Genomic DNA, 12,300 nt, shown 5'->3' with positions numbered 1-12,300 from the left:
CTCACCACCTCAGCCTTCTAAACTCTGAAGTGTCCACGCTACCAGTTAGCCTATATAGGGCTACAACTATTGCCAACCCAACAGCAGCCTCTGCAGCCGCTACTGCAAGGACGAAAAAGACAAAAACTTCACCGTAGAGATTTCCGTGAAGCTTTGAAAAGCCAACAAGAAGAACGTTTGCGCTGTTTAAAAGGAGCTCCAAAGAGAAAAAGATTGATATAACGTTCCTCCTCACAACGAGCCCGAAAATTCCTATCCCAAAGAGAAAAGCGCTTAAGACAAAAAAGTCCGTCGGTGCCATCAGCTTTCCCTCCTTCCAATCGCAACAGCCCCTACAGTGGCAATTAAAAGCAACACCGAAACGACCTCAAAAGGCAGAAGAAACTTAAAGAACATCGGCAGGGCAAGGTCCTCAGCACCAGAAATAGAAGGCTTAAAGTCCTTAGTAAGAACCATACCTCCCGTCAGCAAGAGGAAGGCCGTAACAACCGACAGTAAACCACCAGCTGCAACAAGAAAAGCCTTAAAAGGCTCAGACTTTAAAGAGGCTAAATCCATCGTCATAAGGGCAAATAGGTAAAGAACTATAATGGCTCCACCGTAGACGATAACCTGAACTATTCCGAGAAACTCCGCGCCTACGGTAAAGTAAACTGCCCCAAGTGAAACAAAGCATCCAAGGAGGGCTACTCCACCTCTTATGATGTTCTGCGAAGTAACTGCAACCGCAGCAAAGACTATAGAGAGAACGGAGAAAAAGTAAAAGAACACCTCACTCATTTATTTTCCCTCTCCCACTTCTGGTAGTACTCTCCGAGCTTTAAAAGATCTTCCTTGTGCAGAACGAGTTTATCTACACTGTACTGGGAGAACTCGTAAATATCTGTCATAACGATTGCATCCCTTGGACAGGCTTCAACGCATAGCCCACAGAAGAGACACCTCGTTAGATCAACGGTGAAGTCAACGAGAACCTTCTCACCGTTCTCTCCCTCTGTCATTTCCATATCTATGACGTTACTTGGACACATAGTTGCACACAAAAAGCAGGCCTCGCAACGCAAGCTACCGTCCGGGTTAAGTTTGAGGGCGTGAATACCTCTAAAGCGCTTTCTGGGCTTTTCCTTCTCAAAGGGGTAGTGAAGGGTGACCGTAGGCTTAAACATAGTCCTTAAAGTCACCCTCATCCCTTTGAGAAGGTCTGTAAAAAGCGCCTTCTTCAGTACTTCCATCCACCTACCCCTTTAAAGTCTAAAAAGAAAAACTTGAAGCGCTGCTACAAAAACGTTAACTATGGAAACTGGAAGCATTATCTTCCACATAATTGAGAGCATCTGGTCAAACCTGTAGCGTGGGAATGTAGCCCGAAGCCAGAAGGTTAGGAAGATGAAGAAACCGGCCTTCAGAAGGTGGTAAATAACGCCAAGGACGGGATATTCTTTTGCAAAAGGTCCACTCCAGCCACCCAAAAAGAGAAGGGAAACAATTAGTGACAAAACGATTATGTTTATGTACTCCCCAAAGTAGAAGGCGGCGAACCTCATTCCGGAATATTCTGTGTGGAAACCTCCAACGAGCTCGCTCTCTCCCTCCGGCAGGTCAAAGGGAGGTCTTCCAATTTCTGCAACCATCATAAAGAGGAAGAGGAGAAAAGCTACGGGCTGGTAAAAGATTCCCCAGCCGTGCTCCTGCTGCCACTTTACCATTTCATTAAAGTCAAGGGTGCCGTAGAGGAGAACCATGGCCATAATGGCAAATCCCATAGGTAGCTCAAAACCGAGAACCTGAGCGGCAGCCCTCATTCCGCCCAAGAAGGAGTACTTGCTGTTTGAAGCGTAACCGGCAAGAACCAAGGCGTAGATGGAAATGGCGCTCATCGCCATAACAAAGAGGAGACCAGACTTTAGCGGAACGGCCTGTATAAAGCCAATTGGAACCACAGAGGCAGCAAGGAGAGCTCCAAAGACGCTGAAAGAAGGGGCAAGCATAAATAGGAGTCTATCCGCTCCACGGGGAACTATGTCTTCCTTAAAAATGAGCTTTATAGCGTCGGCAAGGGGCTGAAGTAGGCCGTGGAAGCCTACAACCATAGGCCCCGGCCTCTGCTGCATGTGGCCGAGAACCTTCCTTTCAAGGTAAGTAATAGGGGGAACCGCAACGAGCATAAGCCCCACGACGAAGAGAAGGCTTAAAAAGTTACTCGTCACTTCTTAGGACCTCCCCAGATAAAGCAGACGGTATCAACGAACTTTCTGTTCATTTCTTTTAGCCTTTCTGCAACGACTCTGGCCAAAGATTCCACCATCTTAACCGCCAAGTAGGGGTCTTCTTCCTTTAATTTCTCGTAACCTTCCCTTGTAAGAACTAAGGCATGGGTTTCTTTTAGAGCCACACCTTTTGAAGAGTGAAACTTGCTGCTAAAGAAGGAGAGCTCTCCAAGAGGAGTTCCGGCCTCGCTTACGGCCACCTTCACCTCATTTCCAAAAGGGTCTGGACGGTAAAGCCCTACCCTTCCCTTTACCAAGAAGAATATCTTGTCTCCGGGGTCTCCCTCTTCAAAGAGAACCTCTCCCTTTGGGAAAACTTTGTAGTCAAGGTAGTGGGAAACCTCTTCAAGCTCTTTCTCCGTAAAGTTTGAAAAGAGAGGAAACTTTTTTGCCATCTCAACCTTTACCATCACGCCTCCAGTAGCAGTTTACACGGAATTCCTGTCATTGCAGGAAAGTATCCTCTTAAAAGCTGTGAAACGTCCCTCGTAAACCTTTCTATCCTAAGCAGAGCTCTACCCTGTGGAACTCCTTCCCACTCCTTTACCGGAACTGTCAGCTCTCCTCCGGAAGTTTTCAAAGTTACAATCTCCCTTCCTTTCCCATCTTCAGGGTTAAGGAGGAGAACCCTTCCAGAAGCTACCCTACTAACGTTTTCAGAGTAGTAGCTCACAGAGTTCCACCCTGTCCTGTTTAAAAGAACAGTCAGGTAAAACTCTCCCTCTTCCCTCTTTAGACTTGTATGGCCAAGCTCCTCGTTCAGAGGAAACTCTTTTCTTAAAACTTCTACAGGTTCTAACGGCAGCGAGTTCAGTATCTCCTTCAGGGAATATTCAGGCTCAAGGGAGGTCTCCAAGGAGAGCTCCCCTTCTACCCCTTCAACCGTTCCCCTCTTCTCAAGCCCCGTCTCTACGGGAATTATAAGGTCTGCCAAGGCCACGTCCCGGGTATAGTAGGGAGAAAAGAGAACGGTGAAACCTTCCTTTAAAGAAACTCCCGGAAAGTCCCTGTTAAGCTCTACATTCACAAGGACGTTTACCTCACCTTCAAGCTCAGAAGGCTTTTTCAGGTTAAAGAGTTTTGAAACCTTTATTGAGTTAGCCTTTGGAGGAACAACTATTACAGGACTATTAGCAAAGAGTCTTTTGGCAAGGTAAGCAACCGTCTTGGAAATCTCCTTTACATCGGGACTGAAAAGGGTTAAACCAGCTAAAACGAAGGCTACCTTCTTGTTCCTCAGAACCTTTGCAGCTCTGTCTATATCCCGGCTGTTTGAAGTATAGGAAGAGTCAAGAGCTCCCATGATAAAGTGCTTCAAGGTGTCTATAAGGTCCTCTTCCCCAACGAGTAAGGACTGAAAAGCTACAGAGTCAAGCTTTGAAGGGAAGGTTCCAAGCCTTATTAACCTTTTCCCTCTCTGAATAACTGCAAGCCTTAAAAGCGTTGCCACAACAGGAGTTATCTCCTCTATGAAGTCGCCAACGACGAAAACTATGTCCGCGTCGTATATTGACGAAAATCTATCTGTCTCAAAACTGCCGGTTATCTCTGAAATTCCAGAAAGAGCCTGAGAAAAGGAATAGGCGTCAGATGTTACGTTCTCGCCTCCAAAGACAGCATAAAGGAACTCCAGCTCTTCATTTGTCAGGGAGCTATCAACGTAAAGGTTAACTCTCCTGCCACAAACTTTCTCCTTTAGAACATCTATAGCTTCCTGTAGGGTTATCTCTCGGAGTCCCTCCCCATCCTTTAATAGAGGTTTCTTTAGCCTCCTCTCAGAGTAAACAACGTCCCAGCCCCACTTTCCTCTTACGCAAAGGTATCCTCTGTTGTGTCCGCTGTTTACTCCTATTCTTCCGACAACTCTCTTTATTCGGCCGTGATAGGTGTCTACTTCCAGCCTACAACCTGAACCGCAGAAGGTGCAAGTAGTCCACGTCTTTTCCATACGCCAAGGGCGGTCTTTATACTTAAAAGCTCTGTCAAGGAGAGAGCCAACGGGACATACGTCTATGCAACTTCCACAGTGCCTGCAGCCACTTTCAAGGAAGTCACCTTTAAAAGGAGAAACGTAAGCTTTGTAGCCCCTTTTAAGGATTCCAAGAACTCGGTTCCCCATATTTTCGCCGCACATCCTTATGCAACGGCGGCACAGGATACAGCGGTCGTTGTCTATCTCAATAAGAGGGCCTTTTATAACAATGTCTTTCTCACGCCTTGGCTCCTTATAGCGGGACTTCTTTGGGCCGTGCCTAAAGCCCGTCATCTGGAGCTCACACTCACCGGACTTATCGCAGATAGGACACTCCAAGGTATGGTTGTTGAGAATGAGCTCTATGACCCCGGCCCTTGCCTTCTTTACCCTTTCGGTGTTTGTCCTTACGACCATGTTGGGCATGGCCTTAAGAGTGCAGGCGGTCGCCAAACGGGGAGCTCCCTCAACTTCAACAAGGCAAACCCTACAGGCTCCTTCCGGGCGGAGCTCCCTGTGGTAGCAAAAAACCGGAATAACTATCCCGTTCCTTTCAGCAACCTGTAAAACCGTCTCTCCCGGATAGGCCTCACACTCCTTACCGTCTATAACTATCTTGAAGCTATTCATTGGCCACTCCTAAAGGGACATCTTCCAAGCTTAATGTGCTTTAAGAACTCTTCCCTGAATTTCTTAACCGTTGAAGCTACAGGGTTGTGGGCAGCCATTCCAAGGCCGCAGAAAGAGTTCTCCATCGTCTCAGAAACAGAGAGTATCACGTCAAGGTCGTCCTCTGTTCCCTGCCCTTCCTCTATCCTCCTCACTATCCTCACAAGCCAGTCCGTTCCTTCCCTACAGGGGACGCACTTACCGCAGGACTCGTGCCTAAAGAACTCTATGAGCCTTAGCGCCGCTTTAACGATACAGTCCGTCTCATCAAGAACCATCACTGCACCAGAACCAAGCATCGTTCCGGCCTTAGCTAAGGAGGGAAAGTCCATAGGAACGTCTATTTCCTCTGGGGTTAAAACACAGCTTGAAGCTCCACCCGGAAAAACTGCCTTTAACTTCCTATCACCGACGATACCACCGGCGTGCTCGTAGATAATCTCCCTTAAAGGCGTTCCCATTGGTAGCTCATAGACCCCGGGTCTTTTTACTTTTCCGCTGACCGCATAAAGCTTTGGCCCCGGACAGTCGGGAGAGCCTATCTGTGAGTACCACTTTCCTCCCCTCTCAATAATGAGGGGAATGTTTGCAAGGGTCTCAACGTTGTTGACGACGGTCGGTTGCCAGAGGTAACCGGCGTTAACTGGGAAGGGAGGCTTTATCCTCGGCTCTCCCCTCCTACCCTCAAGGGAATCTATAAGGGCAGTTTCCTCTCCGCATATGTAAGCGCCAGCCCCAGAGTGAACGTAAAGGTCAAAGGAAAACTCCGTCCCAAGGATGTTTTCACCGAGAAAGCCTTTCTCGTAGGCCTCAGCTATTGCCCTTTCCAGTATTTTCCTACCTATGGGGTACTCCCCACGTAGGTATATGTAACCGTAACGACAGCCTGTAGCGTAAGCGCCAATTAACATTCCCTCAATGAGGGCGTGGGGATCCTTCTCAATTATCACCCTGTCCTTAAAGGTACAGGGCTCACCTTCGTCGGCATTACAGACGAAGAATTTGGGCTCTTTTACGTCGGCGGCGGCAAACTCCCACTTTAGTCCCGTAGGAAAACCTGCTCCACCCCTTCCCCTGAGTCCGCTCTCCTTTACCTCCTCAATAATGTCCTCAGGGGACATCTCCTTTAACGCTTTCTTTAAGGCCTGATAGCCACCGCCCTTTATGTAAACCTCTATGGTATGGGAGTTTTCCTTATCAACGTTTCTAAGGAGAAGCCTTTCCATCCTTAGCCCTTCCAGCCAAATTTCCTGAGTATCTCTGGAACTTTTTCAGAGGTTACCTTCAAGAACCTTTCCTCGTTAACGGTTACGGCGGGAGCTCCATCGCACAAGCCCATACACTCAGAAACTTCTAAGGTAAAAAGACCATCTTCCGTAGTTTCACCGGGGGAAATCCCAAGAAGGTCAGAAAATTTAGCGAGGATTCCTTCCCCGCCGCAGAGCATACAGGAAAGGTTCGTGCAGACCCTTATGACGTACTTTCCCTTTGGCTTTGTATGGAACATTGCGTAGAACTCTGCAACCTCTTCAACCTCAACAGGTTTAACGCCGAGCTCCTCCGCAACGACCTTCATAACCTCGTGGGTAATTGCAGGAAAGTTCTTCTCGGCAATCCAGAGGGCGGGAAGAATGTAGGACCTTGCCACCGGATACTTCCCGCTGTTCTTTAGTTCTCTTACCTTTTCCCTGAACTCTTCAAGGGTCATCTGTCAACTTCTCCCATAAGGGGGTCTAAGCTACCTATGATGGAAATAACGTCTGCAACGTAGTGGCCCTTAAGGAGCTCCGGCATTATGGCGATGTTTATGAGTGAAGGAGGCCTTATCCTCAGCCTGTAAGGTTTGTCTGAACCGTCGCTCACTATGTAGTAGCCGAGTTCTCCCCGGGGACCCTCAACGGCAGCGTAAACCTCACCGGGAGGAGGCTTTATTCCGTGAATTACCAGCTCAAAGTGCTGAAGGAGGCCAACCATTGTGTTGTAGACTTCTTCCTTCGGCGGTAAAAAGACGTGGGGATCGTCAATTTGAACAGGGCCTTCAGGCATCTTTTCAAGGCACTGCTTTATTATCCTGACAGACTGCCTCATCTCCTCCATTCTGACGCGGTAGCGGTCGTAAACATCCCCGTTGTGAAAGACGGGAACGTCAAACTCTAAGCGGTCGTAAACGCAGTAGGGGTAATACTTCCTCACATCATAATCACAGCCTGCAGCCCTTAAAGTAGGGCCTGTTATTCCCCAGTTTATCGCCGTTTCCTTGTCTATAACGCCTACGCCCTTTGTCCTTGAAAGCCAAATTCTGTTTTTCGTTAAAAGGGTCTCATACTCGTCAATTTTTTCTGGGAAAAATTCAAGAAACTCTTCAAGCTCCTCTAAGAACTTGGGAGTTGCGTCATTGGCAACGCCCCCAATCCTCATATAACCGGTGTGAAGTCTCCCACCCGCTATCTCCTCAAAAAGGTCAAGTATTTTTTCCCTTTCCCTAAAGGCGTATAAAAAGACGCTCATAGCCCCAAGCTCAAGGGCGTGAGTGCCAAGCCAAAGGAGGTGTGAGGAGATACGGGTAAGCTCAGCCATAATGACCCTTAAGTACTGGGCCCTTTCGGGAACTCTTTCACTTATGCCAAGGAGCTTCTCAACGGCAAGGACGAATCCAAGCTCGTTGGAGGTAGCAGAAACGTAGTCAACCCTGTCAAAAACGGGAAGAACTTGCATATACCTTCTGCTCTCCGCTAACTTCTCAACGCCCCTGTGAACGTAACCTATGACCGTATCGGCTCCAACTATCTTCTCTCCCTTCAGCTCTAAGATAAGCCTTAAAACGCCGTGAGTTGATGGGTGCTGAGGTCCCATATTTATAACGAGGTCTACCTTTTCCCTCTCCATCCACTTACTCCCAGTCCCAAACTTCACAGGGCTCTTCGTACCCTTCAAGCGGGAAGTCCTTTCTCAAAGGGAAGTAGGGGTACTTCTGGGGAAGGAGGAGTTTCCTTAGCTTCCTTCCTGTGAACCTTACGCCGAACATTTCATAAACTTCCCTTTCTGTCCACTCGGCGGTCTTCCAGATATCAACAACTGATGGAACTTCTTCCCCTTCTGCCCAACACTTCACTCTCAGGTTATGCCTCTTTGAGAGGGAGCGAAGATGATAGACAACTACAAAACGGGGCTCGTTCTCTGGGTAGTCAACGGCAGTAACGTCAACGAGCATGTCCATTTGAAAGTCTTTATCCACCTTTAAAAATCTCATAAACTCAAGCAAGAACTCTTTCTTAACTGTAACCGTTACTTCTCCTCTAAACTCCTCTACAGACTCTATAGCCTCTGGAAAAGTTCTTTTTAGTTTTTCAACAAGTTCTGGAGCTACATACCTCATTTTTCACCGTCAAGAACTATAGGTCTGTCCTTCTTTATCTTTTCCTGAAGCATTATGAGGGCCTCGTAAAAGGCCTCCGGCTTTGGAGCACAGCCCGGAACGTAGACGTCAACGGGAACTATGCAGTCAAGTCCCCTTAGAGTTGAGTAGGTCTGAAAGATGTTTCCGCTAATTGCACAGCTTCCAATCGCTATCGCCCACTTAGGGTCGGGCATCTGCTCCCAGAGTCTTTTTATAATGGGAGCCATCTTTCTGCTTATCGTTCCACACATTATCAGAAGGTCACACTGCCTTGGAGTGTTCCTGAAGATAACTCCAAAGCGGTCAAAGTCGTAACGGGAAGCCGCCGCGGCCATCATCTCTATTCCGCAGCAGGCAGTCGCAAAGGCCAAAGGCCAAAGAGCCCCTTTCCTACCCCAGTTTATAAGGTCCTGTAGCCTTGCTAAGAAAACTCCGTTTCTTAGTCCCATTTTAGAGCTCCCTTGGCTACAGCGTAAAAGAAACCAACAAGGAGTATCGCTATAAAGACAAAGGCCTCCACAAAACCAAGAACTCCAAGTTCCCTAAAGGCCACAGCCCACGGAAAGAGGAAAACTGTCTCAATGTCAAAGAGTAGAAAAACAAGTGCAAGGACGTAAAAAAGAGCAAAGTAACGCCTGTTAAGGGGAGAAACTTGCGGTATTCCACACTCATAGGGTTCATACTTTCCAGCAACGTCCCTGTTTATCTTCAGGAAACGGTTCGTTATGAGGTTAATGTTTGGAACTAAAAGGGCTACAACAAGAGCCACGAGGAAGAAGACGAAAAGAACCACGTAACTTCCCAACTCAGTCTCCTCTATCCGCTATTTTGTATATTCGGAAAAAGGCATGGGTATTATAGCACGATGTTAACATTTTGTTAACATCCAAAGAGGGCTGGGTCTTCAACCTCTGTATACTTGTACCTTCCCATTTTGTAAAGGTCGTTGCCGTAAATGTCGTTTATCACAAAGGCAGGAAAGTCCTCTACAACGAGTCTCCTTACAGCTTCCGGCCCAAGGTCCTCATAGGCAATGACCTCTGCAGACTTCACGCACCTTGCAAGGTAGGCCGCAGCTCCTCCAACAGCTCCAAAGTAGACGCCTTTAAACTTCTTTATCGCCTCAACTACCTCTTTGCTCCTCGTTCCCTTTCCTATCATTCCCTTAAGGCCGGCCTCTAAGAGCTTTGGCGCGTAAGGGTCCATCCTGTAGCTTGTGGTTGGTCCTACAGAACCAATAGGTTTTCCGGGCTTAGCCGGGGCAGGACCAGCGTAGTAGATTATCTGTCCCTGAAGGTCAAAGGGGAGCTCCTCACCCCTTTCTAAGGCCTCTACCATACGTTTGTGGGCAGCATCTCTTGCTGTGTAGATGACTCCAGAGATGAGTACAAAGTCACCAGCTTTGAGCTTTTCAATTACTTTCTCATCAATTGGCGTTGTAATCCTTATTGCAGACATGCAAAACCTCCTAAGGTGGGGATAATCATAGTATAGCAAACGAGATAAATTTGCGGTTAGCAAACCCTTAAATTAGGCATAGGAGGCCAAGTGAAGCACAGGCTCTGGATTCTAATAGCGGGGATTCCCCTGCTTTCTTTCATAAACTCTGAAGGAACTCTAACGTGTAAGAAGAGCGAAGAAACAGCAGAGAGCTCCAACACGATTTCAGAGGTCTGTGAAATCATTCATGAAGAGTCTAAAACACTTTTTCCATCCCACGTCTCTCTAAAGCACTTAAAACCAGAAGAAAGAAAGAAAAAGTTCGTTGAAATAATGCTTCCCCTTATCGTGAGGGCTAACCAAGAGGTTCTTAAAGAGAGGGAATTTGTTGTTTCGGTTTCAAACAAAAAAGAACTGACGCCGGAGGAAAAGAGGAAGTTAGAGGAGATCCTTAAAAAGTACAAAGCCTCTACTATCTCCGAACTCTTAAGACGTGTTGATGCTGTTCCCGTAAGCCTCATTTTAGCTCAGGCCGCCGTTGAGAGCGGGTGGGGAACTTCAAGGTTCTTTACAGAGGCAAACAACGCCTTCGGCATGTACGCCATGAAGGATAAAACAAAATGCATAAAGGCCAAAGACAGCAACGTTTGCCTCAAAGTCTACGATAACCTATACCAGTCGGTTAAGGACTACATATACAATATCAACGTCAGCTGGGCATATGAAGAATTCAGGAAGGCAAGGGAAAAAGGAGCCGACGTTTACACCTTAGTTGAAGCCCTTGAGAAGTACTCAACCCTAAGGGACGAATACGTGAGGCTGGTCAAAAATGTTATTGAAAAGAACGGTTTTACTCGCTTTGACGATTCTAAGTTTGTTCTTGCCGAAGAGACTCCTTGCAACAGATAACTACGCTACTATCCTAATTTACCACCGCTTTGGTGACGAAAGGTATCCTTCAACGTCTGTCTCTTTACAGGACTTCAGGAAGCAGATGGAATACCTGAAGAAAAACGGCTACAACGTAATACACTTGAGAGAACTCTACAAGATTGTCTCATCAGGGAAAGCCATTCCTCCAAAGACCGTTGTAATAACAATTGACGACGGTTACAGAACAACGATGAAAGCCTTTGAGATACTTAAGGAATACAGATTCCCTTTCACTGTCTTTCTCTACATGGAAGCGGTCGGAAGGTATCCAGACTTTTTAACCAAAGAAGAGTTAGAGGAGCTCCAAAAGAGCGGCCTCGCAGACTTCGGAAATCACCTGTACAGCCACCCCGATTTAGCAGTTTTAAGAGCAAAACTCTCCCCTAAGGAATACCTGAAAGTTCTTGAAAAAGAGGAGGAGCTCTCAAGAAAGCGGTTTAAAGAACTCCTCGGCAGTGAGCCTGAGTTTTTCGCTTTCCCATACGGTAGCTACGATAGGCTGAGCGTTGAATTCTTCAAGAAGAAGGGATACAAGCTCCTCCTTTCTCAGGACAGGGGAAGCTACAGCGGTAAAGAAGACCCCATTCCAAGAATGGCTGTTGTAGGTTCACTATCAGGCTTTAGAAATTTTGTAAGGAACCTCCAGATAGAACCTCTTCCGGTAGTTAGCCACTATCCGGAAATAGGGCTTTTAGAGGAAAATCCTGTCACAGTCCGTTTCCTCCTAAAAGAGCCCGAAAAGTACAAAAACTGTTCTATATACACTTCCGAAAATGGCTGGGTAAAGGCAAAGAAAAAGGGAAAGGTCGTTGAATCTCCCTTTCCCTTGAAGATAAAAAGGCTTAAAACGAGAATCGGAATAAGATGTTTTAACAGGGAAACTGGAAGGAAGGCCGAGTTTTTCTTCTTGGCGATTAACGGAGAAAAGCCCCGCAGAGCGGGGCAAAGAAAGGATTAAGAGAGAATCTCATCTATCGTAATTACCTCTCCTACTTTTCCAGCAATACTTGGACCGGGCTTGAGAGTCTTCTTACCGGGTCTCCAGTTAGCTGGGCAGGCCTCGTCAGGATGCTCGTAAACGTACTTCCAAGCGTCAAGCTGTCTGAGGAGCTCGTTGACGTTCCTACCAACTGGTGGGTTGAGAACCTCTTCAGCTACTATGATGCCGTCAGGGTTGATAATGAACCTTCCTCTCCTTGCAAGACCTGCTTCCTCAATGTAGACGCCGTACTTCCTTGCAGTCTCTCCTGTTGGGTCTGCTGCAAGGAGGAATTTAACGTCCTTCATAAGAGGCTCAACCTTGCAGAAAATCTGGTGGCTGAAAACAGTGTCCGTAGAAATGGCAATTACCTCTGCCCCACGGGCCTTAATCTCCTCATATTTGGCTGCGACCGCAGCCAGCTCTGTTGGTCAGACGAAGGTAAAGTCTGCCGGATAGAAGCATACAACGAGGAACTTACCTTCGTTGTTAGGAACGTAATCAGAGAGCTTTACGGTCGTGTAGCTGTCGGTGTTTGGGTCATAGGCTTGGAGTTCAAACTCAGGAGCCTTTTGTCCAACGAGAGCCATGTCTCCCTCCTGCAAGTTATTTTCAGTTTTAAACTTAGTTATAGAACTTCCCT

At 47.2% G+C, this 12,300-nt stretch carries 16 protein-coding genes; 2 read left to right on the top strand and 14 right to left on the bottom strand.

The features are described 5' to 3' along the window. Nucleotide 1: 1 nt before the first annotated feature. The 13 genes from nuoK to CLV27_RS04065 all read right to left on the bottom strand — a co-directional run bounded on the left by nuoK (nt 2) and on the right by CLV27_RS04065 (nt 9,763). Nucleotides 2–301 carry an NADH-quinone oxidoreductase subunit NuoK gene (gene nuoK / locus CLV27_RS04125; RefSeq protein WP_132526101.1) on the bottom strand — a complete coding sequence of 100 codons (300 nt, stop codon included), beginning with the start codon at nt 299–301 and terminating at the stop codon, nt 2–4. Continuing rightward, the gene (locus CLV27_RS04120; RefSeq protein WP_132526099.1) at nt 301–780 is read right to left on the bottom strand and encodes an NADH-quinone oxidoreductase subunit J family protein; all 480 of its coding nucleotides are present in this window, start codon (nt 778–780) and stop codon (nt 301–303) included. The genes nuoK and CLV27_RS04120 overlap by 1 nt, the downstream gene beginning before the upstream one ends. Then, nucleotides 777–1,232, bottom strand: coding sequence for an NADH-quinone oxidoreductase subunit NuoI (gene nuoI / locus CLV27_RS04115; RefSeq protein ID WP_132526097.1), 456 nt, complete (start codon nt 1,230–1,232; stop codon nt 777–779). Before nuoI ends, CLV27_RS04120 begins: the two co-directional genes overlap by 4 nt. Before the next feature lie 12 nt (nt 1,233–1,244). Further along, nucleotides 1,245–2,207 carry an NADH-quinone oxidoreductase subunit NuoH gene (gene nuoH, locus CLV27_RS04110; protein WP_132526095.1) on the bottom strand — a complete coding sequence of 321 codons (963 nt, stop codon included), beginning with the start codon at nt 2,205–2,207 and terminating at the stop codon, nt 1,245–1,247. Continuing rightward, nucleotides 2,204–2,677: a Crp/Fnr family transcriptional regulator gene (locus CLV27_RS04105; protein WP_132526093.1), complete on the bottom strand. Its 474-nt coding sequence runs from the start codon at nt 2,675–2,677 to the stop codon at nt 2,204–2,206. Before CLV27_RS04105 ends, nuoH begins: the two co-directional genes overlap by 4 nt. Beyond that, entirely contained in the window at nt 2,677–4,869 is a 2,193-nt protein-coding gene (locus tag CLV27_RS04100) for a 2Fe-2S iron-sulfur cluster-binding protein (protein WP_132526091.1), read from the bottom strand. The genes CLV27_RS04105 and CLV27_RS04100 overlap by 1 nt, the downstream gene beginning before the upstream one ends. Then, nucleotides 4,866–6,134 (bottom strand): NADH-quinone oxidoreductase subunit NuoF, encoded by a 1,269-nt coding sequence (gene nuoF, locus CLV27_RS04095; protein ID WP_132526089.1) that lies wholly within the window; start codon nt 6,132–6,134, stop codon nt 4,866–4,868. The genes CLV27_RS04100 and nuoF overlap by 4 nt, the downstream gene beginning before the upstream one ends. Nucleotides 6,135–6,136: 2 nt before the next feature. Continuing rightward, on the bottom strand, nt 6,137–6,616 hold the full coding sequence (locus CLV27_RS04090; RefSeq protein ID WP_132526087.1) for an NADH-quinone oxidoreductase subunit NuoE family protein: 480 nt from the start codon (nt 6,614–6,616) through the stop codon (nt 6,137–6,139). Beyond that, nucleotides 6,613–7,794, bottom strand: coding sequence for an NADH dehydrogenase (quinone) subunit D (gene nuoD, locus CLV27_RS04085; RefSeq protein ID WP_132526085.1), 1,182 nt, complete (start codon nt 7,792–7,794; stop codon nt 6,613–6,615). The genes CLV27_RS04090 and nuoD overlap by 4 nt, the downstream gene beginning before the upstream one ends. A gap of 4 nt (nt 7,795–7,798) precedes the next feature. Next, entirely contained in the window at nt 7,799–8,284 is a 486-nt protein-coding gene (locus CLV27_RS04080) for an NADH-quinone oxidoreductase subunit C (protein WP_132526083.1), read from the bottom strand. After that, nucleotides 8,281–8,754 carry an NADH-quinone oxidoreductase subunit B gene (locus CLV27_RS04075; protein WP_132526081.1) on the bottom strand — a complete coding sequence of 158 codons (474 nt, stop codon included), beginning with the start codon at nt 8,752–8,754 and terminating at the stop codon, nt 8,281–8,283. The genes CLV27_RS04080 and CLV27_RS04075 overlap by 4 nt, the downstream gene beginning before the upstream one ends. Next, nucleotides 8,745–9,110 (bottom strand): NADH-quinone oxidoreductase subunit A, encoded by a 366-nt coding sequence (locus tag CLV27_RS04070; RefSeq protein WP_132526079.1) that lies wholly within the window; start codon nt 9,108–9,110, stop codon nt 8,745–8,747. The genes CLV27_RS04075 and CLV27_RS04070 overlap by 10 nt, the downstream gene beginning before the upstream one ends. 74 nt (nt 9,111–9,184) lie before the next feature. After that, entirely contained in the window at nt 9,185–9,763 is a 579-nt protein-coding gene (locus tag CLV27_RS04065; protein WP_132526077.1) for a Fe-S-containing hydro-lyase, read from the bottom strand. A gap of 90 nt (nt 9,764–9,853) precedes the next feature. Between CLV27_RS04065 and CLV27_RS04060 the strand changes: the two genes are divergently transcribed. After that, a complete protein-coding gene (locus CLV27_RS04060) occupies nt 9,854–10,654 on the top strand; it encodes a glucosaminidase domain-containing protein (RefSeq protein WP_243644867.1) in 801 nt (266 codons plus the stop codon). Next, the gene (locus CLV27_RS04055; RefSeq protein WP_165863674.1) at nt 10,626–11,636 is read left to right on the top strand and encodes a polysaccharide deacetylase family protein; all 1,011 of its coding nucleotides are present in this window, start codon (nt 10,626–10,628) and stop codon (nt 11,634–11,636) included. Before CLV27_RS04060 ends, CLV27_RS04055 begins: the two co-directional genes overlap by 29 nt. Here CLV27_RS04055 and CLV27_RS04050 read toward each other — a convergent pair. Continuing rightward, entirely contained in the window at nt 11,633–12,247 is a 615-nt protein-coding gene (locus CLV27_RS04050) for a peroxiredoxin (RefSeq protein WP_132526073.1), read from the bottom strand. The genes CLV27_RS04055 and CLV27_RS04050 overlap by 4 nt on opposite strands. Nucleotides 12,248–12,300: the final 53 nt, after the last annotated feature.

It is taken from the genome of Phorcysia thermohydrogeniphila (assembly GCF_004339575.1).
GTDB lineage: Bacteria > Aquificota > Aquificia > Desulfurobacteriales > Desulfurobacteriaceae > Phorcysia > Phorcysia thermohydrogeniphila.
This window is presented reverse-complemented; position numbering and strand designations above follow the sequence as displayed.

What these genes read in the sequence shown, in the direction of transcription:
- nuoD (WP_132526085.1), bottom strand. Translation starts at nt 7,794, where the DNA reads ATGGAGAGGGAAAAGGTAGACCTCGTTATAAATATGGGACCTCAGCAC.
- CLV27_RS04080 (WP_132526083.1), bottom strand. Translation starts at nt 8,284, where the DNA reads ATGAGGTATGTAGCTCCAGAACTTGTTGAAAAACTAAAAAGAACTTTT.
- nuoK (WP_132526101.1), bottom strand. Translation starts at nt 301, where the DNA reads ATGGCACCGACGGACTTTTTTGTCTTAAGCGCTTTTCTCTTTGGGATA.
- CLV27_RS04105 (WP_132526093.1), bottom strand. Translation starts at nt 2,677, where the DNA reads ATGGTAAAGGTTGAGATGGCAAAAAAGTTTCCTCTCTTTTCAAACTTT.
- nuoF (WP_132526089.1), bottom strand. Translation starts at nt 6,134, where the DNA reads ATGGAAAGGCTTCTCCTTAGAAACGTTGATAAGGAAAACTCCCATACC.
- CLV27_RS04090 (WP_132526087.1), bottom strand. Translation starts at nt 6,616, where the DNA reads ATGACCCTTGAAGAGTTCAGGGAAAAGGTAAGAGAACTAAAGAACAGC.
- CLV27_RS04120 (WP_132526099.1), bottom strand. Translation starts at nt 780, where the DNA reads ATGAGTGAGGTGTTCTTTTACTTTTTCTCCGTTCTCTCTATAGTCTTT.
- CLV27_RS04075 (WP_132526081.1), bottom strand. Translation starts at nt 8,754, where the DNA reads ATGGGACTAAGAAACGGAGTTTTCTTAGCAAGGCTACAGGACCTTATA.
- nuoI (WP_132526097.1), bottom strand. Translation starts at nt 1,232, where the DNA reads ATGGAAGTACTGAAGAAGGCGCTTTTTACAGACCTTCTCAAAGGGATG.
- CLV27_RS04065 (WP_132526077.1), bottom strand. Translation starts at nt 9,763, where the DNA reads ATGTCTGCAATAAGGATTACAACGCCAATTGATGAGAAAGTAATTGAA.
- CLV27_RS04100 (WP_132526091.1), bottom strand. Translation starts at nt 4,869, where the DNA reads ATGAATAGCTTCAAGATAGTTATAGACGGTAAGGAGTGTGAGGCCTAT.